This is a genomic window from Bacillus taeanensis (assembly GCF_003318295.1).
In the GTDB taxonomy this organism is placed as follows: Bacteria; Bacillota; Bacilli; order Bacillales; family UBA6769; genus Maribacillus; species Maribacillus taeanensis.
In genome coordinates, this window is sequence record NZ_QOCW01000021.1 from 58,721 (window position 1) to 84,303 (window position 25,583).

The window sequence follows — 25,583 nt, forward strand, 5'->3', positions numbered from 1 at the left end:
CATAAACGAATCTGCCCCTTTTTATAAGCTAATAAAAAAGTGTGTAATGATAAGGTACAATGTTAAATATGAGTGTATTAGAAAAAATCACATTGATATGATGTTCACTTCAGCAGGTGGCTTTGATTTTGAAAATGATTTAATCGATTTTAACATATACGAGGTTAATTAATACATATTATTTTTCAGCGGGAATTTAAATGATTGGGAACGGTACAGTGAATCTATTAAAAAAACACAACAAGGAATTTATTTTTCTTGTTGTGTTTTTCTGCTGTGTATTTTAAGAAAAACCTTTTATTTCAAATCAATTATAATAAAGCATTGATCATCACTTTTAAGATAGGAAAGTTTTTGATCATTAAGTGAGTGGATAATTTTCTCCTTAAGTGTATAGATAGAGTGAGGTAGATTCTCCATTAATAATGTACATAACTGTTCTTCACCAAGAGGATCTGTCTGTATAAAGAAGCAGCCTTCCCCCCTTACTGTAACTAAAGGTGTTTGTTTTAAATACAGTATCTTTAAATGTTCCTAAGGGAAGGGTGGTGGAATTCAGCTCATGCAGATTTCCATTAGGATGCTGCCAAAATGCCGGCGGATAGCCTGCATTTATATAATTAATTTCTTGTTTATTTGTATCAATTAATAGATTGATCGCTGTACAATAATGCCATGCTTCATCGTTATATTGGAACAACCTATGAAGGTGATTATCCAATTCTTTCATCACATCCTCAATATTACTTCCGGTTGAGATGAGTCTTTGAAACAAGGAGTGGAGAGACATGGTGATTAATGCGGAAGAAATGCCATGCCCCATTACATCAAGCAGGATCACTCCATAACGATGTTGATCTAGTTGATAAAAACCATAAATATCACCCGATAATTCATTGGAAGCTTCATAGAAAGCTTCAATATGAATATTTTCGTTAATGATAGAATCAGTTAATGATGTAACTTGAATTTTTCTAGCAAGTTCTAGTTCTTTTGTTGTATTGATTTTGTATACCTGGTTTTGTTTGTTTAGTTCAAGAAGTTCTTCTTGTTTCTGCTTCAGGCTGTTCAGGGCATTCTCTAAATCTGCATTCGCTTTGTGCTTGGCAATTAAAGCAGATTCTGCTTCTTTCTTTGCAGTAAGCAGTTCATTTTCATACTTGCTTCTGTTGCGCATTGGCATAAGAACACAATCGATTACGCTTTTTCCATTTTCTTTTCTTGGAAGAGCGTTCATAATGACAGGTATTTCTTTTCCATTACTAGTTTGTAAGGAGATATGCATTTCCTCAATCAGATTCTCTAGTTTTATAAGCGGAACAAAGTAGAACTGATAAAAGAGCCGTGATGGCACTGTAAGAATGGAATTGATATGATTTCCATGCAGTTGGTTAATATGATATTCAAGCAGCTTAAGTAAGGTTTGGTTTATTGATAAAATTATTCCATCTTCTGATAAAGTTAGAAAGCCGCAGGGGGCATAATTTAATTGTTCATCCATTTAACATAGTCCCTTTGTCTCTTTGAATCCCTCCTAAAGTATTTTCCTGTAAATAGTGGCGAATACAATCTATAGTTTCAGTAGGGTGGCTCATATGCGGACAGTGTCCTGTTGCTTTCATTTTTGTTAGCGTACTATAAGGAAGATGTTGATGAAGATACTGACCAACAGCATCGGGTGCAATAATATCTTCACTACATTGTAAAATCAGTGATGGGGCTGTTACTTTTGATAAATCCTTACGATTGTCCGCGAAAAAAGTAGCTTCTGCAAACTGCCGGGCAATTATAGGGTCAGTGGAGCAAAAGCGTTCTTCTAGTTCATCTTTAAGCTCGGGGCGATCCGGATTATTCAGCACGGTCGCCGCAAAAACGGTTGCCCAGCCGATATAATTTTTCTCCATCATGTCAATTAATCCGAGAAGATCTTGCTTCTCAAAGCCGCCGTAATAATCGGGCGGCATATTTAAATAGCAGGGAGAAGGACCCAGCATAATTAGTTTAGAGAAATAATCAGGATGTCTGAGTGATGCCAACATACCGATCATACTGCCGACGGAATGACCTACAAAAATAGTATCTTTTAGGTTTAATGCTGAACAAACATCAAGTACATCTTGTGCATATCCGTCAAGACTGCTGTATTTTTTCGCGTCATAAGCTCGTAAATCTGAATTTCCTGTCCCCACATAGTCAAGTAAAATAACTTGATAGTCATCTTCAAAGGATTTGGAAACTGTCTTCCAAACACTTTGATCACAGCCGAAACCGGGTGCAAATAATAGTGATTGTGCACCACTGCCTTTAACGGTTACATTGTTGCGAAATAAGATATCCTGGTTCATCGTACACTCCTTTCTTTAAGGATTTTTTAATCGTAATACACTCGTTATACATATCATAGCATTTAACTGGTTCATAATGGAATGAATTCATCCTATTTAAATGCAGATTATGAAATCGAAATGTTTTCAAATCACTTTACTGGATTTTGTCGTTTGTACTGTTTATGATAGTCAAGTAAGTTTTCAGTTCAAGCATTTAAGTTTGTTTTTACCATGCTAATTGATACGATAGGATTGAAACTTTATTAAGAAAGGATCATTTATATGTCAACTATACAAATACCCGTATTGGTTCTAAATTTAGCGCCAATTCGTCAAGGACAGGGAGCGAAAGAAGCGATTGATGCAATGGTTGATTTAGCGCAGGCGGTTGAGGAAATGGGCTATACGCGCTATTGGATTGCGGAGCATCATAATACGTCAACACTCGTTAGTTCAGCTACTTCCATTTTAATTAAGCATACATTAGAACATACAAATCGTATCCGTGTCGGCTCTGGCGGGATTATGTTGCCGAACCATTCCCCTTTAGTAGTAGCGGAGCAATTTGGAACGATGGCAGCCATTTATCCGGACCGTTTGGATCTAGGTCTTGGCCGGGCACCTGGTACAGATATGAGAACCGCAAGTGCGCTAAGACGCTCGCAGCATGATGCTGTTTATACGTTTCCAGGTGATGTTCAAGATTTGCTTACGTATTTCGGTCCTGAAGAGCTGCAAGGTCAGGTAAAAGCTTATCCGGGTGTGAACACAAACATTCCGATTTACATTCTCGGTTCATCGACCGATTCAGCGGTTTTAGCAGCTAAATTAGGGTTGCCTTATGTATTTGCTTCACACTTTGCACCGCGATATATGGAGGAAGCGATTTCGATTTATCGCAATCAGTTCCAGCCTTCTGAGTATTTGGACTCTCCATATATGATTGTCTGCCTGAATGTAATTGCAGCTGAAAGTGATGAAGAGGCCGAATTTGAATCTACAACGATGAAGCAGTTTTTCTTAAATGTTGTCCGCGGCTCTCGAACGCCGCTAAGTCCGCCGGTTGAAAACATGGATGACATTTGGAGCGATGCTGAGAAAGAAATCGCGAAATCGATGACGAGTGTAACGCTTCTAGGAGATAAAGGTTCAATACGAACACAGCTGACAAGTTTTCAAGAAAAGTATCATGTAGATGAAATTATGGCTGTATCTTATATTTTTGATCCTGACAAACAGAAACGTTCTTATAAAATATTAAAAGAAGTCGTTGATGGAAAATAAAGAAGTAATCTAAAAGCAAACCCTAGATGTGGGGGGTTTGCTTTTTTGATAGAAGCGAATGTTTTGGACTTGAACTGTAAAAGATTATACACTACAATACGTAGTGTGAGGTGAGCGGATTGGATATTAAGAAGTTTAATTATTCCGGAGAAGGTCTTTCAAGATTTTTCGGTCCTTTGGAAGCGAAAATATTAGAACTGCTTTGGGAAGGGGAAGAGCTCAGTATTAAAGAAGTTCAAAACCGCCTTGAAGCTGAAAAACCAGTAAATTTTAATACTGTCATGACGGTGATGAAACGATTAGTTGATAAAGGAGTGCTTGAAAAGCGAACGTGCGGACGAACATCTTTATTTAAACCGATTCAGTCAAAGGAAGAATTTTTTGAAGCACAATCCAAAAAGCTGACCGAAAATTTACTTGATGAATTTGGCGGTGTTGTCATCACTCATATGCTCGATTCTTTAACAGAAGTGGATGAAACGCTGATGGACCAACTTGAACAAAAAATTAAGCAGCTAAAAAAGGACAAGTCATGATGTGGTGGAAAAAGAAATCCGTCTATCTTTTGGCTTTAAGCACCTTGTTAGCGGCATTTGTATGGTTTCAGATGGCAATGTTCCTTGCTCATACGATTTTTGGAGTAACAATTAAACTTAATCTTTTTAATTTCTGCCTTAGCTTTTTTAAGGAGTATTCCATTTATTATAACTTGGCAAGCTTAGTAATGAATATCATTATTATCTTCACACTGCTTATAACGGTTGTAAAAATAAGCATGCAATTTATTCTTCTCTATCAATTTAAAAAGCGGATCTCGTTTTTAAAGGATCGAGAGTTATCAACGTTTTACAGTGAAAAGTTTCAAGTTAATAAAGAAATCTATGTAGTAAGAAGTAATCAATACCTTGCTTTCACGATGGGAATTAGAAGCCCGTCTATTGTTCTATCGACTGCGTTAATTGATTTGCTTGAAGAAGAAGAATTAACGGCGGTGATCGAACATGAAACATTTCATCAACATAACCATGATCCTTTTATGATCTTTATTCTCCAAGTGATCGCCCAATCGTTGTGGTTTATTCCGCTCACAAAGTGGTGCTATATAAATTATAAAATTATTCGTGAAATTCTGGCTGATGAATATGCGATTCAAAAAATGGGTTCAGAAATAGGGTTGAGCAGTGCTTTATTAAAGCTTATCAAACACCGTTTGAGTGCTAAAGTGGCGCCAATCGTTGTTCAGTTTTCAGGTGAATCTGTAAACTACAGACTGCAGCAGTTGGTAGAACCGAAACGAAGCATTCCGGTAAAAATGAAACCGAGGACGGTATTGATTTCTATTTATGTTATGATTTTATTTTTGGGCATGGTGGTAATGACCCTTGCCTAAAAACTTTTATCTTTACACACTACATATTGTAGTGTAATAATTGGAGAGGAGAATTGATATGAACAAAAATGTAGAAATTGGTGCATTGATTTTAAGAGTAGTTTTAGGGATTACCTTCTTTATTCACGGCTTGGCAAAGTTTCAGGGTGGGATCGACAATACAGCCGGCTGGTTTTCAAGCATTGGTTTACCTGGCTTTTTGGCATATGCAGTCGCAATCATTGAGTTAGTGGGCGGTTTAGTATTAATCGTAGGCTTTGCAACACGGATTGTTTCAATTCTACTAGCGCTCATTATGCTTGGAGCGATTTTAAAGGTGAAAATCTCAAATGGTTTCATGGGGAGTGCTCAAGGATCAGGATACGAGTTTGATCTTGTCTTAATGGCTGTAGCGATTTACCTCTTTTTACATGGAACTACAATGTTAAGTGTTGATTCCAAGCTTTCTGATCGAAAGCCGGCTAACGAATAAAAATAGCTCACAACTAAGAAAGGAACGATTATGAAAACAAAACTGATATTTTTACTTCTCAGCGCAGTGCTTGTTCTCGCAGCATGCGGTGATAAAAAAGTAGAAGAACAAATGACGTTATTGGATCATGAAAAAAATGAAGTGACGTTCCCGCAGGAGAAACCGACGTTATTCTTTTTCATTACAACATACACATGAAGTCACTGCCAACAGCAGCTGGTTCAGCTGCATGAAAATTTGGATGCATTAAAAGATTTGGATGTTAATATGTACATTGTTAGCGGCGACACACCTGAAGAGCAGGCGGAACTCTATAACGCTTTAGAAGATGCCTATGGAAAAAGTCTTCCGTTTATTTCAGATCCTGATCTTAAAATGATTGAGCTTTTTAATATGAAAAATAATGATGCTGCTTACCGCGGCTATGGGCTCATGGATACAGAAGGAAATGTTGTATTCAATACAATCAATGATTTATGGGGTCAAGAGCTTGATCAAACAGTTGAAGAAATAAAAGAGGAATATGAAAAGATTCATAACGATTAGTTTAACTTATCATTAAAAAAGCCCGTCTGGAATGTTAGTAAAATGAACGTTCCAGACGGGCTTTATTGATAGTGCGTATGATGAGACAGGGAATGTACGAAGAAAATAGCGGTTTAGAGTTAGAGCGCACATAAAAAGGTGGAAGAGAGGGACAGCTTGCTTTTTCGAAAGTGTGCTGTCCTTTCAGGTGTATCTTCCACTCGTATTAATAATGTTTACACTCGTGCAATAATGAATAAGCTAACTGCTCACTGTCGGTATATCCATACAGCTTCCAGCCTTCTAATATCTTGATTGTTGTTTGATGAATATCATAACAAATTTCTTCGTCAGTTTTGCTGTACATAATGTAATACATCGTTCATCCCTGCCTTCATCATTCTTTTTATTTATTAATCTTTTTTTCGTTAATGTAAAGTTCACTTACATTATTGAGCAGCTAAAAGCTCTGGTGCAACGGTAAAGTGTGCTTCTGTTTTTTCTTTTACTTCTTCAACGGTTACATTGTCTTGTGTTTCAACAAGGACCATTCCGTCTGCAGTAAAGTCAAAAACAGCAAGATCAGTAATAAGTCGGTTTACAACGCGCTGTCCGGTGAGCGGCAGTGAGCATTGCTTTTTAATTTTTGATTGTCCGTGCTTATTAACGTGTTCCATAATAATAACGACCCGCTTTGCGCCGTTGACGAGATCCATTGCGCCACCCATTCCTTTTACCATTTTGCCTGGAATCATCCAGTTTGCGAGGTCACCTTGTTCTGAAACTTCCATGCCGCCAAGAATAGCAAGGTCAATATGACCGCCGCGAATCATCGCAAACGATTCGGCGTTATCAAAAAAGGAAGCACCAGGGACCGTCGTAATCGTTTCTTTCCCGGCATTAATTAAATCAGGATCTTCCTCGCCAGCTAACGGATAAGGACCGATACCGAGTAAGCCGTTTTCCGATTGAAGCAGTACATTAAAATCTGCCGGGATTTCATTTGCGACAAGCGTCGGCATGCCAATCCCTAAATTCACATTCATGCCATCCTCAATTTCTTTAACCGCTCTTTTTACAATGCGAAGGCGCATATCTTTCATTTTATTCACTCCATTTCTTTATTTTTAAGCGTTTACAACTGTAAGGCGTTCAATGCGCTTTTCATAATTTGTTCCGAGCAGTAAGCGCTGTACATAAATGCCCGGTGTATGAATTTCATCCGGATTTAGTTCACCTGCTTCTACAATTTCTTCTACTTCAGCAATCGTTATTTTTCCGGCCATTGCTGCAAGAGGATTAAAGTTTCGAGCGGTTTTGCGGAATACTAAATTGCCGCGTGTATCCGCTTTCCATGCTTTCACAAGTGCGAAATCTCCTGTAATCCCATGTTCAAGGAGGTAAGGCTTCCCGTTAAATTCTTTTACTTCTTTTCCTTCAGCGATTGGTGTCCCAACACCAGTTGCTGTATAAAAACCAGGTATGCCGGCACCGCCTGCGCGAATTCGCTCTGCCAGCGTTCCCTGCGGTATTAGTTCAACTTCTAATTCGCCGCTCAAATACTGCTTTTCAAACGTTTTATTTTCGCCAACATAAGAAGAGATCATTTTTTTTATTTGATGATTTCTAAGGAGTAAACCAAGTCCCCAGTCATCGACGCCGCAGTTATTACTCACAACTGTTAAATTTTTCGTACCTTGTTCAACAAGTGCTCCAATCGCCTTTTCAGGAATTCCGCAAAGACCGAATCCGCCGACAATTAACGTCGCACCATCTCCAATATCCTGTACTGCTTCACTAAATGAGTTCATGATTTTACCGCTCATAAAAAAACCTCCTCTATAAAGTTTCGAAATTTCTAATAACTTCTTATTTATAGTTTACAGCGTTTATATATATGAGTAAAATGAATAAAAAGAATATAAATTATGAATGAAATGAATAAATGGGAGGGGAGAACTATGGAACTACGAGACTTAAAAGCTTTTATGGAAGTTGCCGATCACAAAAGTTTTACGAAAGCGGCAGCTCATTCGTATTTAACACAGCCTTCTTTAAGTAAAACGGTTAAAAAATTAGAAGAAGAACTTGGGGTAGAACTATTTGATCGCTCCACAAGACATTTGCGTCTGACCGATGCCGGAGAAATTGTCTACGAGCAGAGTCAAAAAATACTCTCAGCAATGTCGCAAGTAAACGTCCTTTTAGATGAACTGCGAGACGTTGTTTCAGGGGAGATCAAAATTGGGATTCCGCCATTGGTCGGTACGCTTATTTTCCCGGAAATCGCCAGAGATTTTCATAATCAGTACCCGAAAGTAACGCTTGAGCTCGTTGAACTTGGAGCAAGATTAATTGAGAAACTAGTTGAAGAGGGGGCAATTGATGTTGGCGTTGTCGTCCTGCCGGCAGAGGAGGCTAAATTCAATATTTATCCGCTTATAAAGGATGAATTTGTTTTATATTTACATAAAGATCACGAACTATCACAGCGAAGTTCTGTTTCTTTGAACGAACTAAAAGAAGAAAAGTTTATATTGTTTTCAAAAGACTTTACGTTATATGACTACATTATCGGGGTATGTGAAGAAGCAGGCTTCACCCCTGACATTTCTTATCAAAGCTCACAGTGGGATTTAATTGTTGAGCTTGTCTCATACAATCTCGGCATTACACTTTTGCCAAAATCGATTTATAACAAACAAACGAACTCCAATGTTAAAATCGTCCCGCTTGAAAATTCCAATCTTCTTTGGAAACTGGGGATTATTACAAAAAAAGAAGCTTACCATTCTTTTGCATTGAAAGCGCTGCTCGAGGTAGTAGGGCGAAAAGATGACTTTTAAACATAATTGACAAGAATTAAAAAAGACTAAAACAGGAATGAAGCATGATTAGGCAGGTGAGAAAAAGAAGACTAGAAGGAAGAAGAATGGAGCGGCACCTCTATAAATCAAAACATAAAAAAACCCTGATTTTGCAGATTGCAGCAAGATCAGGGCTTTTATTTCCGAAAAACGTCTTAGCGGATTATTTTTAAAGAAACCGCGCCTTGCTATAACGAATAACTGCTCGCCTGCACGAAGAACTGCGATTGTTGATAATTATATGTCACTTTTGAAAAGTCGAATGGCTGGCCGTTGTTTAAGTGAAACACCGATTCCATCTCAAGTTTCGGTTCATCTTTTTCAAGCTCTAAATACTTTGCTTCTTCTTCATTTAATTTTCCGATATGAAGGAAAGTATCGGAAAAACCAATTTTTAATCCTAATCCTTCTGTAATATAGTTAAAGATCGATTCAGCGACAATTTCTTTGTTCAAATAAGTGATAATTGCTTTATTAAAGTACGATTCCTCTAACGATAGCGGCTGGCCGTGAATGTAGCGGATTCTTTTCACATAATACACATCTTGATTAAGCTCAACATTTAAATTAACCGCTGCTTCTTGTGTTGGTTTTGTAACTTTTAATTGGAGCACTTCTGATGTTAATTGAAATTCCTCAAGGCTGTTTTTAAATCCCTGACTTGCGAGTAAGTTAATATATCCTTTTCGCTTATGCTTTCGAACGAAAATCCCGCTTCCTCTAACTTGAAAGACGACCCCTTTTTTCTCTAATAAATCCAATGATTTCGTAACCGTACTTTTACTCACGCCAAATTGCGTCATTAATTTTTCCAAGACAGGCAGTTTGTCTCCCTGTTTAAGGGCATGATCTTCAATATATTTTTCGATTTCGTTTGCGATGTGCTGGTATTTTAACATATCCATTCCTCTTTAGTGTATTAATTTTTATTATGAGAATTATATCATAAGCGAACTAAAAGCTCCTATTCTTAAATTGTTTAATTATAAAATTATTATCAGTTACTTGATAAATTATACCGATACAATTATAATGTAAGTGTATAAAAGGAGAAGAATACTAGAACTTAAAAAGAAGTCAGCTTTGAAAATAGTAATGATCGTTTAGTAGATCAAAAATTATTACAGTTGTAAAATAAGGAGGAATTTGAAATGGCAAACTTACCGAAGAATTTTTTATGGGGCGGCGCGTTAGCTGCGCATCAATTTGAAGGCGGTTGGAATCAAGGCGGAAAAGGCCCGAGTGTTGTTGATGTAATGACAGCGGGGGCACATGGTGTAGCGCGTGAAATTACGGAAACAGTTGAAGATGATAAGTTTTATCCAAACCATGAAGCAATTGATTTCTATCATAAATATAAAGAAGATATCGCTTTATTTGCGGAAATGGGCTTAAAGTGTTTGCGTACATCAATTGGCTGGAGCCGCATTTTTCCAAAAGGCGATGAAGCGGAACCGAATGAAGCAGGCTTACAGTTTTATGATAATGTGTTCGATGAACTGTTAAAACACGGAATTGAGCCTGTGATTACGCTTTCTCACTTTGAAATGCCGCTGCATTTAGCAAGAGAATATGGCGGTTTTAGAAGCAGAAAAGTAGTCGATCATTTCGTAAAGTTTACTGAAGTTTGTTTCAAGCGTTATAAAGACAAAGTAAAATACTGGATGACATTTAACGAAATCAACAACAAAATGGATGTGAATAATCCAATCTTCTTATGGACAAACTCCGGTGTTTCTGTCAAAGAAGGCGAAAATGCGAAAGAAGTCATGTATCAAGCAGGCCATCATGAATTACTTGCAAGTGCATTAGCTGTCGCAAAAGGAAAAGAAATTAATCCGGAATTTCAAATTGGGGCCATGGTTTCTCACGTGCCGATTTATCCTTATTCATCCAATCCGGAAGATGTGATGTTAGCAGAAGAAGAAATGAGACAGCGCTACTTTTTCCCTGATGTTCATGTGCGCGGTTATTATCCAAGCTATGCGTTAAAAGAATTTGAACGAGAAGGCTATAACATTAAATTCGAAGACGGTGATGAAGAAATTTTACGAAAGGGTACGGTTGATTATTTAGGATTCAGTTATTACATGTCAACAACGGTTAAAAGTGATGTTAATAATGATAATACTGGTGATGTTGTCAATGGCGGCTTACCGAACAGTGTTGAAAATCCATACATTAAATCAAGTGATTGGGGTTGGGCAATTGATCCAACCGGACTAAGATATACATTAAATCGTTTTTATGATCGCTACCAAATTCCATTATTCATCGTTGAAAATGGCTTTGGTGCAGTCGACACATTAGAAGAATATGGCTCAATCCACGACCCAGAAAGAATTGAATATTTAAAATCGCATATCGAAGCATTAGAAAAAGCGGTTACTTACGATGGTGTTGATTTAATGGGCTATACGCCGTGGGGAATTATCGATATTGTTTCCTTTACAACAGGTGAAATGAAAAAACGTTACGGGATGATTTATGTGGACCGTGATAATGAAGGAAACGGCTCCATGAAGCGTTATAAAAAAGATTCATTTAACTGGTACAAACATGTTATCGAAACGAATGGGGAACAATTAGAATATCGAAGCAAAGAACGCTGCTAACGAGTGCTTATAAAACAGTTTGATCAAAAGTCCTGTATTGATATGCAGGACTTACTTTTTGCAGCAAAGAAACAAATCATATTTCCAAACCACTTGACTTTTAACAAATCTCACTTATAATAAAAACGGAATGAACATTCATTCCTAAAATGAGGTGAAAAAATGTCGAATCAAAAACAAGAGGCTATTTTTGAGGCAGCCATGCAGTTATTTGCAGAACGCGGTTATGATGGAACGACCGTACCAATGATCGCTGATAAAGCAAAAGTAGGGGCTGGAACGATCTATCGTTATTTTGAAAATAAAGAATCACTTGTTAATTCATTATTTACAAAATGTGTTCTTCAGTTTTCTGAAGCGATCCGATCTAATTTTCCTTCTGAAACGAATGTTAGGGAAAAATTCACTCATATCTTTAATCGGTTATTTGAATTTGCACGACATAATGTGAATGCTTTTCGTTTTATTAATTCTCATCATGAGGGCCATTATTTGAATGAATCTAGTAAAAAAACGTTTAACGATTTCCTTGATTTTATTATCGAGTTAATCGAGGATGGAAAAGAAAGAGGCGTTATTCGCTCATTACCGTCATGTGCTTTAATTGCGCTTGTGTATGAACCAATTGTAAAGCTGGTTCAGCTGATGGAGACAGGTGAATTAACGTATACGGAAGAGTTAGTAAAAGAACTGGAAGAAAGCTTTTGGAATGCTATTGGAATCAGTTGATTCAATAGCTTTGCTATAAACAGAATGAATATTCATTCCGTAAAAAGAAAGGTGAGTTTAGATGGAAAAGTTAAAAAGCTGGAGAAGTGTCTCCTTTGTGTTATGGATCATCATTACGGCTGTTATGTTAACAACAATGCCTAATATGAATGAGCTTGTAAAAGAAAAAGGACAAATTACAATTCCTGATACAGAACAAAGTGCTATTGCTGACGAGATGTTGAAGCAAATGAATGATGAAGATGGCGAAACGTATGGAATAATTGCCGTTTTTAACAGCGGCAGTGAAAAAGCCTTCACAAATCAACAAAAGAAACAGATAGAAGTTGTTATTAATGAATTGCAAACCAAGCAAAACGATCTAGGAATTACCGTGCTCGCTTCTCATTTAGATAGTGAAGAGCTGGAAAAGCAGTTGGTTTCAAAAGACAACACAACTATTTTGACGCAAATTTCCGTGAACAAAAACCAGGGTAACATTTCAGCAGTAACTGCTAAACTTCATCAGATTATGAACATAGAAGATGTTAAAACGTATTTAACAGGAAGTGAATTAATCGGAAATGACTTTCAACAATCAACACAAGAAGGCGTAAAAAAGACAGAAGTGATTGCGATTATTTTTATTCTTGTTGTGTTAATTCTTGTTTTTCGCTCTCCAATTGTTCCCGTCATTTCGCTTCTTACAGTTGGAGTTTCTTATTTGGTGTCATGGGGAGTGATCGCCCAAATTGTTGATAAATTTAATTTTCCTTTTTCAAACTTTACGCAAGTGTTTGTCGTCGTTGTATTATTTGGAGTTGGAACGGATTATAATATTTTGTTGTATACACGATTTAAAGAGGAACTAAGCAAACAGGAAGATGCTTATTTAGCCGTAAAAGCAACCTTTAAATCAGCAGGAAAAACGGTTTTATACAGTGGGTTAGCGGTATTAATCGGGTTTGCATCACTTATTTTAGCGAATTTCAAACTCTATCAAGCAACTTCAGGAGTGGCTGTTAGTGTTGCAGTTCTGCTTCTTGTGTTAACTACGTTAAATCCTTTTTTCATGGTATTGCTCGGAAAAGGGATGTTTTATCCGGTTAAAAATTTTAAAGGTCACGGAGATAGCCGTTTATGGGGCTTTCTTGCCAAGAACTCTGCAGCTAGACCGCTTTTAGCACTTATTTTTGTTTTTGCTTTATCGATGCCTTTTATATTGAGTTATTCAAATACATTGAACTTCAATGACTTATTTGAAGTAAATGACAAGTATGAATCAAAACAAGGGATTAATGTAATTGAGGAACATTTTCCATCAGGTTTTTCTTCTCCAAGTACACTCGTGATTCAATCAGACAACGAGTTCGATCAGGTGAGTTCACTGCAAACGTTAGATGAATTAACTGAGAAAATTTCACAGATTGACGGTGTTTCGGCTGTCTACTCGCCAACACGTCCAACCGGAGAGAAAATTAAGGAATTGTACATTAATGATCAAGCCAATGAACTTAATAAAGGGTTAGGCGATGCCAATAACGGAATCGGCGAAATTAACGAAGGATTATCTTCGGCAGAAAATCAGCTCCAAAGCAGTGATTCAAACGGTCTCGCTAATGTACAAAGGTTAATTGATGGAACAAATGAAGTGGAAAATGGCGTGTCAGCTTTAGGAAATGCCATGAATCAGTTAACAGAAGGAATTAACAGCGGTGCCGCAGGAGCTCAAGAAATAGAAGATGGTTTTGTTTCATTAAACGAAAACATCACCATACTATCAAGTGCCGTTTCCAAACTTCATACAGGTTACAGCCAATTAGAAACAGGATTAAGCTCTTATGAACAACATTTCGGAAGTATTGCTGAAGCGATTGATGGGGCTAAAGCAGGGTATGTGCAGATCGAAACGTTGATGAATACTTTGATTGAAACAAAACCTGAATTAGAAAGCGATCCGAACGTACAGCAAACATTGGCCATCGCTCAAGCAGCACAAAACCAATTAAATGAACTTTCAAGCCAATTAAAGAAATTAACTATTCAGCATCAAGCTGCGATGACTTCGTTTAAAGAAGCGAATACGTCTCTCGCTAAAGTGAATGATGGCTTAACACAACTGAAGAACGGTATTGCCCAGTTACAAGCAGGGACGACTACTTTAAAAACTGGACTCGTCGAAGGAGCGGCTGGTTCAGAGCAAATTGCGAGTAAAACATTGGTTCTGAAATCAGGTGTGTCTGAAATTAATAATGGTCAAGAACAGTTACTGCAGGGACTTAATGATCTCCAGGAAAAAATGGGTCAGCTGCAAACAGGTCTAACAGCGAGTACCCAAGGTCTTGATCAAGTAAGCAGCGGCTTACAAGATGCCCAACAGTATTTAGGCGATCTAAGCGAATCAAAAACTTCTGAAAAATTTTATCTTCCACAAGAAGTATTGGAAAGTGAGGATTTCCAGAAAGCATTAAATACGTATCTATCAGATAACAGAAAGATTGCTAGAATGATGATTATTTTAGATGTAAATCCTTATTCACAAGAAGCGATGCCAATTATTGAAGATATTAATAAACAAGTGGACGCGGCATTAAGTGGTACAGAGTTAAAAGGTGCAAAAACAGCGATTGGCGGCACAACAGCTCGAAATGCTGATCTAAAGGATCTCACACAACAAGATTTCTTACGTACAGCGACAATTATGTTAATAGGAATTGCACTCGTTTTAATTGTGATTACACGATCTGTCTCTCATTCAATCTTTATTGTTGGTTCATTGCTCTTAGTATATTTTACATCACTTGGTATTGTTGAATTAATTAGTTCACAGCTTTTAAATGTCGATATTTTAAGCTGGAATGTGCCGTTCTTTAGTTTTATTATGATTGTTGCACTTGGTGTTGATTACAGCATTTTCTTAATGATGCGATACAATGAGTTAGAAGGAGATCCGACAGCACGAATTGTCGAAGCATCTCGTCACATCGGTGGGGTTGTATTATCTGCTGCCCTTATTTTGGGAGGCACATTTGCGGCCTTAATTCCTTCTGGTGTCTTAACACTCATCCAAGTCGCATCGGTTGTTATCGTTGGTCTTCTATTACTTAGTTTACTAGCGATGCCGATTTTATTACCTGCTTTAATGGGGTTAACTAACAAGTTAAATCGTTTTAGTAAGAAGTGAAAAATAAAAGAGGATGTTGCAAAAGTATAGCTTTTGGAACATCCTTTTTTAGAATCATGCTTTATAGAATAACTATTTGGTCCTTTAAATTGGCTGCTGTCTTCAATATTCCTATCTCTATGATTTTTTATCTAAATTTCCTGTTATTAGATTCACGCCTATTCTTTTTTATAATTCTTCTAAGCTAAAGGCTTTTCATCTTTCAATGTCGAACTCTGCATTTGAAAGGATGGTATATAAAGTAAAAGAGAAAGTTATTAAGTTAAATAAAGAAGCGATCATTAAACTATTTATTGTGTAATGTTTTTAGTTGTAATTTAAAAAAGAAGCAGATCACATGGTACTCTACATTTCAAAGGATTTATGCTTTATTAAAAAACGCAGAGTAACATTCGCTCGAAGACTTTTTGACAGAAGTTGTTCAGCCAATCTTTGAATCTAGTGAAATCCTCACCAGCTTTTTAAAACGATTTATTTGAGAAAAATTTAACGCTATATAAGTTCAAATTAATTTATCGACATATGAATATCGCTTCTTCTTTTTAGTACTTGTTGAGGAACATCCTGAATGAAACGTACAAATTCATCAACGGCAGAACAGATTTCAGCTCGATTCTGATAAAAACGATTGGCGATGACGCTTCCTTTTAACCATTTCCACATTCTTTCTACTAAATTTAAGTTGGGAGAATAAGGCGGTAAGAAAAGAAACGTCAAATGATCTTCATGCCTTTGAAGAAATGGTTGAATCAAATGGGCATGATGAATTCTCGCATTATCAAGAACCATGACAATATGTTGACCGGGATAACGATCCAGAATTTGTTCAAGAAATATCTGAAAAGATTGAGCATTACATTGTTCAGCCTGCGTACATAAGAAGTCACCTGTGAAAGCGTCAACTGTCGCAAAAAGATTGACTCTTGTGTGATGACCGTAAGTTGGCACGTGCTTTTGTTTTCCTTTCTCAAACCAAGTCGCATGAAGCGTTTGGTAGTCACGAATATGACTTTCATCTTCATAAAGTAAGATCATATCGTCTGAGAAGTTTTTTTATCATGTCAAGCTGATTGAGAAAATTACGCTGTTTTTTCGGGTCAGCTTTTGGCAATGTATAGGTTGGGTGCGTGTAACATAACCCCATCCGATGAAGCATATCGTGAATCCCAGTACGATTCCATGCCCAGTTCTTCTTGAACAGGTGTACTTTCAAGAATCATTTGTTTTAACGTTTGTTCTTCTTCTGGTGTGAGATAAGGTGTTTTTCCTGGTGCGTAACGACGTTCAATGACTTGATCGATTCCACCTTCATTAAAGTTTTGCACATATTTTGAAACCGGTTGACGATGAAGATTAAGCAGATTGGCAATGTCGATTCCTTTATAGACTTCCATGACAAGATGCACGGCTACCACTTTGTTTCGTTTTCTCGCATCTTTTAATGTTCGTTCATAGTCTCGTAACGTATCAACTAGTCCATCCGTGATCATTTGTAATTTGTAGTTGTTTCATTTTAACCGCCCCTTTGATTTTACTTTCTTAGGAGCAGTATTGACGATTTTGTATGCAACTTAAACGTGATGGAAAATCAAATTGAACTTATATAGATGTCTCTTTTAGAATGGAGCATATTAATTTACTGGAGGAATAACATGTTAATTTGGAAAGAGTTGTCTCGTTAGATTTTTTAAGGTTGTTAAAACTTCCTTAACATGGTAAATGTGAAAAAATGTTGTTATTCAGGTATTGAACAGGTTAATAATCTATGCTATTATTATTACGTAACCGGTTTCGTTTATTCGGAAAGAAGGTATAATATGACCTATACAATTATGGATGTAGCCAAGAAAGCAAATGTATCAAAAGCAACAGTTTCAAGGGTTTTAAACAATCAAGGCGGTTACTCCGAAAAGACAAAAAAGAAAGTACTTGAAGTTATTCAAGAATTAGAATATCATCCTAGTGCAATTGCACGAGGGTTAACCAATAAAAGAACGCATACCATTGGAGTGCTGGTACCCAACTTAACAAGTTCCTTAATTACAGAATTTTTAAATGAGATTGAGGCAGTTGCTCACAAGGTAGGTTCAAGTGTTATCGTATGCCATACCGAGTCACGCGGTATTAAAACGATGAAGTATCTTCAATTATTACGTGAAAAACGAATTGATGGACTTATTTTAGCTGGTACAATGTTTAAAAAAGAATATTATGATTATATTGAAAAGATGGGAATTCCAATTGTTCTTTTGTCAACTTATCCTGTACATCCGGTTCCCTATGTCACAGCGAGTGACTATGATGCTGCTTATACAGCAGCAAAGTATTTAATACAAAAGGGACATAATAAAATTGGAATGATCAGCGGTAATAAAGAAGAATGGATTGCCGGCAGTCATCTTCCTAGGGTGGAAGGATTCAAGGACGCCCTTTCTGATTACAAAATTTCTGTTAATGAAAATCATATTGTGTATGGCAGTTTTTCATACGATGATGGTATGACAGGCTTGAAACATTTAATAAAACAAGTACCTGATCTTACAGCTATATTTACAGAAAATGATACACTTGGTATAGGGGTTTTATCCGCAGCTTATCATTTAGGCATAAAAGTTCCTGAAGATATATCCGTTATTGGCATGGACAATATAAATTTATGTGAAGTTGTGACTCCTCCGCTTACATCTGTTTCACTATCGCATAGTGAGATGGCGGAAAAGGCTGCAAATATGATGTTTGAAATGATTGAGTCGAAAAAAGTTGCAAAGAGCTGCATACTTCCACATAAAATTGTTGAGAGACAAAGTGTATGTTCACGATAGTTTCTTTTTTTCACGCATTTACGTAACCGGTTACGTAAATGCGTGAAAAAGCAAGTTTAAATGGAATGTGATTGATTGGAATACAAATAGCTGATATATAAAGCAACTTTTCTTTTGCACTTTTACGTAACCGGTTACGTAAAGGTATTTCTGCAAAGGAATAAATACAAGTTTAAAAGGAGTGTGACTTATTAGTAATGTAGAGTGTTAGTTCATAAAGCAATTTTGAATAGGACTTAATATTACATATTTATAAAAACTTTAACAGTCAAACAACAACTAAATTTAAAGAGGTGTCTATACGATGAATAAAAAGTGGTGGAAAGAAAGCATTGCTTACCAAGTGTATCCACGGAGCTTCATGGACAGCAATGGCGATGGGATAGGAGATTTAAAAGGGGTGACTTCCAAATTAGATTATTTAAAAGAGTTAGGGGTTGATCTCATTTGGCTTTCGCCGATGTACAAATCACCTAATGATGATAATGGATATGATATCTCAGATTATCAAGATATCATGGATGAGTTTGGGACGATGGCTGATTTCGATGAACTGCTTGAAGAAGTGCACAAGCGGGATATGAAATTGATCCTAGACTTGGTCATCAATCATACGAGTGATGAACATCCTTGGTTTATTGAATCTCGTGCTTCTAAGGAAAATCCCAAACGTGATTGGTACATTTGGCGGGATGGGAAAAATGGAAAAGAACCAAACAACTGGGAATCTATTTTCAGCGGTCCGGCGTGGAAATATGATGAAGAAACGGAACAATACTTCATGCATATTTTCTCTACAAGGCAGCCTGATCTCAATTGGGAAAACCCTGAAGTACGCGAGGCTTTAAGTGATATGGTTGTCTGGTGGTTAGAAAAGGGAATTGATGGTTTTCGAGTTGATGCCATTTCTCATATTAAAAAAGAACCTGGTTTGCCGGATTTGCCGAATCCAAAGAAATTAGATTATGTCCCTGCTTTTAAATATTTTACAAATGTAGAAGGAATTGATGATTTCCTATCTGAGTTTTCCAGAAAAACGCTTAAAAATTATGACGTTGTGACGGTTGGAGAAGCAGGCGGTGTAGGAGTAGAAGACGCGGATAAATGGGTTGGAGAAGAAAACGGCTATTTCAATATGATTTTCCAATTTGATCATGTCGCTCTTTGGGATAAAGGTGAAAACAACTCAGTCGATGTGGTTGGCTTTAAAAAAGCACTCACAAAATGGCAAAAAGGCTTGGAAGAGATAGGATGGAATGCTTTATTTTTAGAAAATCATGATTTGCCGCGCAGTGTTTCAAGCTGGGCAAGTGATCAAGAGTATTGGAAGGAAAGCGCGAAAATGCTTGCTGCATTATATTTCTTCATGAAAGGAACACCGTTTATTTACCAAGGACAAGAAATCGGCATGACCAATGTGGAATTTCCTAATATTGAAGATTATAACGATGTTGGAATGACTAATTTCTATCATACGGAAAGAAGAAAAGGCCGTTCACACGACGAGTTAATGAAAATTGTCTGGGAAAGATGCCGAGATAATGCTCGTACTCCGATGCAGTGGAACAAAACGAATCAAGCTGGATTTTCAAGTTCAGAAAGCTCATGGCTTGGAGTGAACTCGAATTATAGAGAAATTAATGTAGAACAACAGTTAGAAGATAAGGATTCGATTTTAAATTTCTATAAGGAAATGATCTCATTAAGAAAAAACAATGAAGTGTTTGTATATGGTACTTACGAGTTGCTCTTAGAGAACGATTCAGAACTGTTTGTCTACAAGCGGGTAATAGATGATCAAATGGCTATTATTATTTGCAATTTTACAAATCAAGAGCCTGTTTTTGAAGTACCAAGTGATTTATCTTTTTCTCGTTCAGAGCTGGTGCTTGCTAATTATGATACGGCTGAGCGTAAATTACCAGAAAGGTTATCTTTAAATCCTTATGAAGCAAGAGTGTATCTTTTAAAGTAATTAGATAGGCTTCTCTTTTGCCCCTTAATTTTCTTAAAATTAACTACCATTAAGATCTAGGGACAAGCTTGGAGCCATCAAAAAAAGTAGGGAAGCAATCATTGTCTATTTAAGTTTTTAAAAGTTTAAATGAAACCGATACCATAGGGTGCTCTAAGTCTTTATTTTGGAAGAAATATAAAAAGTACGGCGCGAGAGGTATGCACTAAAAGTGTCGTATTTCTTGAAGGGGGGAGATAAAGAACCTAAAGAATCACAATGCAAAAAGAAAAACGCAGTGCCAAAATAAATTTACCTTTATAGGAGGATATTCAATGTTTAAAAGAAAATCATTTTTATTTTCAATGACGCTTTTGCTGGTGTTATCAATGGTTTTGGCTGCTTGTGGTCCTAATCGGGAAGAAGTGAAGCAAGAGAATGGAGCTTCTAATGAAGGAGGGGAACCCGCAAAGCCTGATGAATTAACAGTATGGGCATGGGATGATGTTGCTGAGGCTTATAAAGATATTGCAGAAAAGTATACCGAGAAAACCGGTATTACAGTAAACGTAGTAGCAGGAGACAATCAAGATATCTCTTTAGATGCACCAGCGGGACGCGGTCCTGATCTGTTCTATGGAACGCATGATCGTTTAGGAGACATTTATTTGCAAGGTTTAGCTGCTGAACTTGAGCTTACAGATGAGCAGTTACAAGGTTATCAGGAGGCGGCATTAGAATCATTTTCATATGAGGGCAAATTGTTGGGAGTTCCGTCATCCGTAGAGACAATCGGTTTATTTTATAATACGGACTTAGTTCCAGAAGCTCCACAAACAATTGATGATCTAATGAAGGCTGCAGAGAGTCTAACAAATCCTGAAAAAGATGAGTATGGTTTCTTGAATATGACTTCAGACTTTTATCCCTCTTTTCCATTCTTAATTGCGTCAGGTGGGTATGTATTTGGAAAGAGTGAAGAAGGTACGTATGATACAGAGGACATTGGTTTAGCAACAGATGATGTGGTCAAAGGTGCGGAAATTATTCAAGCTTTGCATGAGAATAAATATATTCCAGATAGTATTACCTACGATGTAATGAATGGGTTATTTCGTGATGGAAAAGTTGGAGCAATTATTTCAGGTCCTTGGAGTATAAATGATTTCCAAGAAGGTCTAGGCGATAAATTGGCTATTGCGCCGCTTCCATCATTTGAGGGGGAGCATTTAAATTCTTTCCTAGGTGTAAAAGGATGGTTAATTTCGGAATATAGCGAGAATAAATATTGGGCTTCTGATTTAGCGTTATTTATGACGAATGCTGAAAATTCGAAAATATTATTTGAAGAAGCTGACCGGATACCAGCTCGTACAGATATTGAAATTGACAATGAATTATATAAGGGTATTCAGGAGCAGTTAGAATATGCAGTTCCAATGCCAAATATTCCTGAAATGGCTCAAGTTTGGGAGCCAATGGGAAATGCACTCGTATTTATTTCTAATGGTGATGATCCAAAACCAGTATTAGAAGAAGCTGTCAAGCAAATTAAAGAACAAATCGCATTACTTGGTTCAGGCAATAATAACTAATTTTTTTGGATGGAAGGATAAAGAATTTATCCTTCCATCGTACAAGTTGTACAGGAGGTTGTTAACGTGGAAACTATAGGGGACAGAAAGGTTAATCATCCCAATCAACATAAACCTAAATTAGCGGCGTTTCTTTCAATTATTCCAGGTATGGGGCAAGTCTACAATCGTAGGTTTATAAAGGGATTAATCTTTCTTATTCTTTTTGCTGCTTTTTTCATTGTTTTTGCTAACTTTTTAAATATTGGTTATTGGGGGTTAATGACATTAGGTGAAATACCAAAGCTAGATGATTCTCGTGTCCTGTTGTCTCAAGGTATTCTTGCCCTTATTTTAACTGCATTTGCTTTGACTTTTTACACAGCAAATATTATCGATGCCCATAAAGATGCAAAGAAAATCCAGCAAGGTTGGTCTATTCCTAATCTTCGAGAAGGATTTAAAGATGCTTGGGATACCGGATTTCCTTATTTACTAGTTGGTCCAGGGCTGTTCTTACTTATATTCGTTGTGATATTCCCGTTGTTATTTATGGTTTTTCTAGCGTTTACAGACTATAACCTTTACAATGCCCCGCCTAAGAATTTACTAAGCTGGGTAGGGTTTGATAACTTTGCAGCATTATTGACAGTTCCAATTTGGCGCACTACATTTGTTAATGTTTTTTCATGGACGATCGTTTGGACATTAGTAGCAACCACACTGCAAATTGCTCTTGCTCTTTTCTTAGCGATCCTAGTAAATGACCCGCGTGTGAAGTTTAAACGACTCATTCGTACTGTTATCATTTTACCTTGGGCAGTTCCGGGATTTGTAACGATTTTAATTTTTGCAGCATTATTTAATGATAAATTTGGTGCCATTAATCGTGATATTTTAATACCGCTAATTGGGACCGGTCTGCCTTGGATGACGGATCCATTCTGGGCAAAAATTGCACTTATCGGAATCCAAGTTTGGCTAGGATTTCCGTTTGTATTTGCCTTATTTACTGGTATTTTACAAAGTATTTCAGCGGACTGGTATGAGGCTGCTGATATGGATGGGGCGTCTCGTTGGCAAAAATTTAGAAACATTACATTTCCACACGTTATGTTTGCAACGGCGCCACTTTTAATTATGCAGTATGCAGGTAACTTTAATAACTTTAATATCATTTATTTATTTAATGAGGGTGGCCCAGCTGTTCGCGGTCAAAATGCTGGTGGAACTGACATTTTAATCTCTTGGGTATATGGTTTAACCTTTGAAACACAAAACTATAATATGGCGGCATCGATTTCAATTATTATTGGATTAATGGTTGCTGGATTTGCCTTCTATCAATTCCGCCGTACGCGTTCCTTTAAAGAAGAGGAGGAAGTGTAATGACAAGAAAAATGAAAAGTAATCTTGAAGTACTAGGGATTTATGCAATCATCGCCATTATGTTTGTAGTAATCCTTTACCCACTGCTTTGGACGTTAGGACTTTCTTTAAATCCTGGAACAAGCCTTTACGGCGCAGCGATGATTCCAGATAACTGGTCTTTTGTTCATTATAAATGGCTGTTCTTTGATCCAACAAGTGACTACTTATTATGGTATAAAAACACATTAATCGTTTCATTTGCAACATCATTTTTCGCGGTGTTATTCGTTTCACTTGTCGCTTATGCCTTTTCCCGTTATCGATTTGTGGGGAGAAAGAATGGTCTTTATGCTTTTCTATTACTGCAAATGTTCCCAGTGCTGATGGCGATGGTTGCATTATACATTTTATTAAATTTAGTTGGCCTGCTCGATACTTTAACCGGTTTAATTATTATTTATATTGGTGGTGCGATCCCAATGAACGCGTTTCTAGTAAAAGGATATTTTGATACAATTCCACGTGAATTAGATGAATCGGCAAAAATTGATGGTGCAGGACATTTACGTATTTTCTTTACCATTATGCTGCCGCTTGCAAAACCAATTTTAGCGGTTGTTGCACTGTTTAACTTCATGACACCGTTTATGGATTTTATCCTGCCGCGTATTATTTTAAGAAGCCCTGAAAATTTTACGCTAGCACTTGGACTATTTAATTTTATTAATGACCAATTTGCGAATAACTTTACGCGTTTTGCAGCAGGCGCGATTTTAATTGCCGTTCCAATTGCAACGATTTTCTTGATGCTGCAGCGTTACCTTGTTTCTGGTTTAACGTCAGGTGCTACAAAAGGATAACAAACTAGTTATTTTAAATAAGTAGGGTTCATCAAAGTATCAAATTACTTAATTCTAAAGAATAAATGTTAGTGAAATGTATTGGAATGTAAAAGGTTAATGGATTTATCTGCATTGTGCGGAGGATTCTTAAGGAAACATTCCTGAATTTTACCTTAGTAAAACCAAAGACAAAAAGGCTGTAAAACGCTTTTTTAAGAAAGATTTGTAGTCTTTTTATTTTAGCTAATAAATTAAAATTAATTAAGCCCAAAAAGAGGATGTTAAGGCTTGGGAAATCTCCCAAGCTTTTTATTTGTGTTAATTTCAATGTTAATTAGTCCTTCAATTGTAGTACCATTAGAAAGTGCCATTCATGAATTGGCAATCATAGCATACGGATTATTCGTACTTTGCCATCCCGTTTTCTTAAATGTGAATTTATTTTGCAATTATTTTAGAAAAATGTGTTGACTTAAAGTCAACTCTAGGTGATACGGTGTATTTACAGTTTAAGAAAATGTACTTAATTGAATTTTTTAGGAAGATATAAAAGCAATTAAAGGAGATGTTATATATGATTTTAAAAGAAAATTATACTCTATCTAATGGAATTGAGATTCCCAAATTAGGCCTTGGAACATGGAAGATAGAAAATAAAGATGTCGCACAGGTAGTGGTAGATGCTGTGAAAATCGGGTATCGTCATATTGATACAGCACAGGCATATGCAAATGAAAGTGGTGTTGGAGAAGGGATTAGAGCTTGTGGTGTGAACAGAGAGGATTTGTTTATAACTACAAAGCTTGCTGCAGAAGTAAAGTCATATGAAGAAGCCGTTTCATCGATTGATCAATCACTAGAGGCGATGGGACTTGATTATATTGATATGATGATTATTCACAGTCCACAACCATGGATGGAATTCGGTGAAGAAGACCGTTTCTTCGAAGGAAACCGTGAAGCGTGGAGAGCTCTTGAGGAAGCATACGAAGCAGGAAAACTTCGTGCCATAGGTGTATCTAACTTTCAAAAAGAGGATCTAGATAACATTCTTAGTGCTTGTACAGTCAAACCAATGGTAAATCAGGTTTTGGCTCATATTAGCAATACACCGACAGGATTGATTCAATATACGCAAGAACAAGGCATTCTTGTGGAGGCTTATTCACCGATTGCCCATGGAGAATTGTTTAAAAATCAAAAAGTTGTAGAAATCGCAGACAAATACGGTGTTTCAGTACCTCAATTAAGTATTCGATATGATTTACAGCTTGGTCTTCTTCCGCTACCTAAAACTGCAAATCCAGAACACATGAAAAATAATGCAGATGTCGCTTTCGTTATTTCTGAAGATGATATGGAGTTTTTGAAAAATGTGGAAGTCATTAAAGATTACGGTGAGGCAAGTGTAATGCCTGTATTTGGTGGAAAGCTGAAATAGTCTGTTACTGAAACGTGAATCATAAAACAATCAAATACTAACAAAAGAAACGAGCAGAACTATCTGCTCGTTTCTATTAATTAATGGTTTAGAAAACCCCTGGCTATGCCGGGGGTTCCAGAGAGCTTATAGCGTGGTAATAAAAAAACCTCACTTCATGGTAGGATAAAGTTGGTTTCCCGACCACTTCATCTCACCATAGAAGGA

Annotated in this window: 23 protein-coding genes and 3 pseudogenes; 17 read left to right on the forward strand and 9 right to left on the reverse strand. The window is 36.9% G+C overall.

All coding sequences use genetic code 11. From position 1 onward, the window contains the following. Positions 1 to 297: 297 nt before the first annotated feature. Together DS031_RS17130 and DS031_RS17135 are read right to left on the reverse strand one after the other, a co-directional pair. Positions 298 to 1,501: pseudogene (locus DS031_RS17130) on the reverse strand (SpoIIE family protein phosphatase). Beyond that, on the reverse strand, positions 1,494 to 2,345 hold the full coding sequence (locus DS031_RS17135; protein ID WP_113807283.1) for an alpha/beta fold hydrolase: 852 nt from the start codon (positions 2,343 to 2,345) through the stop codon (positions 1,494 to 1,496). The pseudogene DS031_RS17130 and the gene DS031_RS17135 overlap by 8 nt, the downstream one beginning before the upstream one ends. A gap of 264 nt (positions 2,346 to 2,609) precedes the next feature. Here DS031_RS17135 and DS031_RS17140 point away from each other — a divergent pair, with 264 nt between their 5' ends. From DS031_RS17140 to DS031_RS17160, 6 genes and pseudogenes are all read left to right on the forward strand, one after another. Beyond that, positions 2,610 to 3,611 (forward strand): LLM class flavin-dependent oxidoreductase, encoded by a 1,002-nt coding sequence (locus DS031_RS17140; RefSeq protein ID WP_113807284.1) that lies wholly within the window; start codon positions 2,610 to 2,612, stop codon positions 3,609 to 3,611. Positions 3,612 to 3,730: 119 nt separating this feature from the next. Then, positions 3,731 to 4,147, forward strand: coding sequence for a BlaI/MecI/CopY family transcriptional regulator (locus tag DS031_RS17145; protein WP_113807285.1), 417 nt, complete (start codon positions 3,731 to 3,733; stop codon positions 4,145 to 4,147). Then, a complete protein-coding gene (locus DS031_RS17150; protein WP_113807286.1) occupies positions 4,144 to 5,001 on the forward strand; it encodes a M56 family metallopeptidase in 858 nt (285 codons plus the stop codon). Before DS031_RS17145 ends, DS031_RS17150 begins: the two co-directional genes overlap by 4 nt. A gap of 58 nt (positions 5,002 to 5,059) precedes the next feature. Next, the gene (locus DS031_RS17155; protein ID WP_113807287.1) at positions 5,060 to 5,473 is read left to right on the forward strand and encodes a DoxX family protein; all 414 of its coding nucleotides are present in this window, start codon (positions 5,060 to 5,062) and stop codon (positions 5,471 to 5,473) included. Positions 5,474 to 5,503: 30 nt separating this feature from the next. Next, positions 5,504 to 5,671 (forward strand): hypothetical protein, encoded by a 168-nt coding sequence (locus DS031_RS23795; protein ID WP_181833208.1) that lies wholly within the window; start codon positions 5,504 to 5,506, stop codon positions 5,669 to 5,671. A gap of 15 nt (positions 5,672 to 5,686) precedes the next feature. After that, a pseudogene (locus DS031_RS17160) lies at positions 5,687 to 6,019 on the forward strand (redoxin domain-containing protein); the annotation flags it as partial. Between the two features lie 205 nt (positions 6,020 to 6,224). Here the strand turns inward: DS031_RS17160 and DS031_RS23800 are convergent. The 3 genes from DS031_RS23800 to DS031_RS17170 all read right to left on the reverse strand — a co-directional run bounded on the left by DS031_RS23800 (position 6,225) and on the right by DS031_RS17170 (position 7,809). Beyond that, a complete protein-coding gene (locus tag DS031_RS23800; protein ID WP_181833209.1) occupies positions 6,225 to 6,377 on the reverse strand; it encodes a hypothetical protein in 153 nt (50 codons plus the stop codon). A 70-nt stretch (positions 6,378 to 6,447) separates the two neighbouring features. Continuing rightward, the gene (locus tag DS031_RS17165) at positions 6,448 to 7,101 is read right to left on the reverse strand and encodes a 3-oxoacid CoA-transferase subunit B (RefSeq protein ID WP_113807289.1); all 654 of its coding nucleotides are present in this window, start codon (positions 7,099 to 7,101) and stop codon (positions 6,448 to 6,450) included. A 24-nt stretch (positions 7,102 to 7,125) separates the two neighbouring features. Then, a complete protein-coding gene (locus tag DS031_RS17170; RefSeq protein ID WP_425451988.1) occupies positions 7,126 to 7,809 on the reverse strand; it encodes a CoA transferase subunit A in 684 nt (227 codons plus the stop codon). Positions 7,810 to 7,959: 150 nt separating this feature from the next. Here DS031_RS17170 and DS031_RS17175 point away from each other — a divergent pair, with 150 nt between their 5' ends. Then, positions 7,960 to 8,844 (forward strand): LysR family transcriptional regulator, encoded by an 885-nt coding sequence (locus DS031_RS17175; RefSeq protein ID WP_113807291.1) that lies wholly within the window; start codon positions 7,960 to 7,962, stop codon positions 8,842 to 8,844. A 209-nt stretch (positions 8,845 to 9,053) separates the two neighbouring features. On the opposite strand, the gene DS031_RS17180 is transcribed toward DS031_RS17175, so the two are convergent. After that, entirely contained in the window at positions 9,054 to 9,764 is a 711-nt protein-coding gene (locus DS031_RS17180; RefSeq protein WP_113807292.1) for a GntR family transcriptional regulator, read from the reverse strand. A gap of 252 nt (positions 9,765 to 10,016) precedes the next feature. Between DS031_RS17180 and bglA the strand changes: the two genes are divergently transcribed. The 3 genes from bglA to DS031_RS17195 all read left to right on the forward strand — a co-directional run bounded on the left by bglA (position 10,017) and on the right by DS031_RS17195 (position 15,372). Further along, positions 10,017 to 11,480: a 6-phospho-beta-glucosidase BglA gene (bglA, locus tag DS031_RS17185; RefSeq protein ID WP_113807293.1), complete on the forward strand. Its 1,464-nt coding sequence runs from the start codon at positions 10,017 to 10,019 to the stop codon at positions 11,478 to 11,480. Positions 11,481 to 11,642: 162 nt separating this feature from the next. Next, on the forward strand, positions 11,643 to 12,209 hold the full coding sequence (locus DS031_RS17190; protein ID WP_113807294.1) for a TetR/AcrR family transcriptional regulator: 567 nt from the start codon (positions 11,643 to 11,645) through the stop codon (positions 12,207 to 12,209). Positions 12,210 to 12,270: 61 nt separating this feature from the next. Next, positions 12,271 to 15,372 carry an MMPL family transporter gene (locus tag DS031_RS17195; RefSeq protein ID WP_113807295.1) on the forward strand — a complete coding sequence of 1,034 codons (3,102 nt, stop codon included), beginning with the start codon at positions 12,271 to 12,273 and terminating at the stop codon, positions 15,370 to 15,372. A gap of 507 nt (positions 15,373 to 15,879) precedes the next feature. On the opposite strand, the gene DS031_RS17200 is transcribed toward DS031_RS17195, so the two are convergent. The 3 genes from DS031_RS17200 to DS031_RS17205 are packed head-to-tail and all read right to left on the reverse strand — an operon-like array spanning position 15,880 to position 16,862. Beyond that, entirely contained in the window at positions 15,880 to 16,407 is a 528-nt protein-coding gene (locus DS031_RS17200; protein ID WP_113807296.1) for an IS630 family transposase, read from the reverse strand. Beyond that, on the reverse strand, positions 16,391 to 16,528 hold the full coding sequence (locus DS031_RS24725; RefSeq protein ID WP_425451987.1) for a winged helix-turn-helix domain-containing protein: 138 nt from the start codon (positions 16,526 to 16,528) through the stop codon (positions 16,391 to 16,393). The genes DS031_RS17200 and DS031_RS24725 overlap by 17 nt, the downstream gene beginning before the upstream one ends. Then, positions 16,470 to 16,862: a helix-turn-helix domain-containing protein gene (locus tag DS031_RS17205; RefSeq protein ID WP_245947506.1), complete on the reverse strand. Its 393-nt coding sequence runs from the start codon at positions 16,860 to 16,862 to the stop codon at positions 16,470 to 16,472. Before DS031_RS17205 ends, DS031_RS24725 begins: the two co-directional genes overlap by 59 nt. A gap of 327 nt (positions 16,863 to 17,189) precedes the next feature. Between DS031_RS17205 and DS031_RS17210 the strand changes: the two genes are divergently transcribed. From DS031_RS17210 to DS031_RS17235, 7 genes and pseudogenes are all read left to right on the forward strand, one after another. Then, entirely contained in the window at positions 17,190 to 18,194 is a 1,005-nt protein-coding gene (locus DS031_RS17210; protein WP_113807297.1) for a LacI family DNA-binding transcriptional regulator, read from the forward strand. Between the two features lie 304 nt (positions 18,195 to 18,498). Further along, a complete protein-coding gene (locus DS031_RS17215; protein ID WP_113807298.1) occupies positions 18,499 to 20,169 on the forward strand; it encodes a glycoside hydrolase family 13 protein in 1,671 nt (556 codons plus the stop codon). A gap of 314 nt (positions 20,170 to 20,483) precedes the next feature. Further along, a complete protein-coding gene (locus DS031_RS17220; protein ID WP_113807299.1) occupies positions 20,484 to 21,743 on the forward strand; it encodes a sugar ABC transporter substrate-binding protein in 1,260 nt (419 codons plus the stop codon). A 150-nt stretch (positions 21,744 to 21,893) separates the two neighbouring features. Further along, complete coding sequence (locus DS031_RS17225) at positions 21,894 to 23,111, forward strand: carbohydrate ABC transporter permease (protein WP_113807308.1); 1,218 nt, start codon at positions 21,894 to 21,896, stop codon at positions 23,109 to 23,111. After that, positions 23,111 to 23,953: a sugar ABC transporter permease gene (locus DS031_RS17230; protein ID WP_113807300.1), complete on the forward strand. Its 843-nt coding sequence runs from the start codon at positions 23,111 to 23,113 to the stop codon at positions 23,951 to 23,953. The genes DS031_RS17225 and DS031_RS17230 overlap by 1 nt, the downstream gene beginning before the upstream one ends. Before the next feature lie 67 nt (positions 23,954 to 24,020). Continuing rightward, a pseudogene (locus DS031_RS24255) lies at positions 24,021 to 24,161 on the forward strand (DDE-type integrase/transposase/recombinase); the annotation flags it as partial. A gap of 348 nt (positions 24,162 to 24,509) precedes the next feature. Continuing rightward, on the forward strand, positions 24,510 to 25,376 hold the full coding sequence (locus DS031_RS17235) for an aldo/keto reductase (protein WP_113807301.1): 867 nt from the start codon (positions 24,510 to 24,512) through the stop codon (positions 25,374 to 25,376). The last annotated feature ends 207 nt before the right edge of the window (positions 25,377 to 25,583 follow it).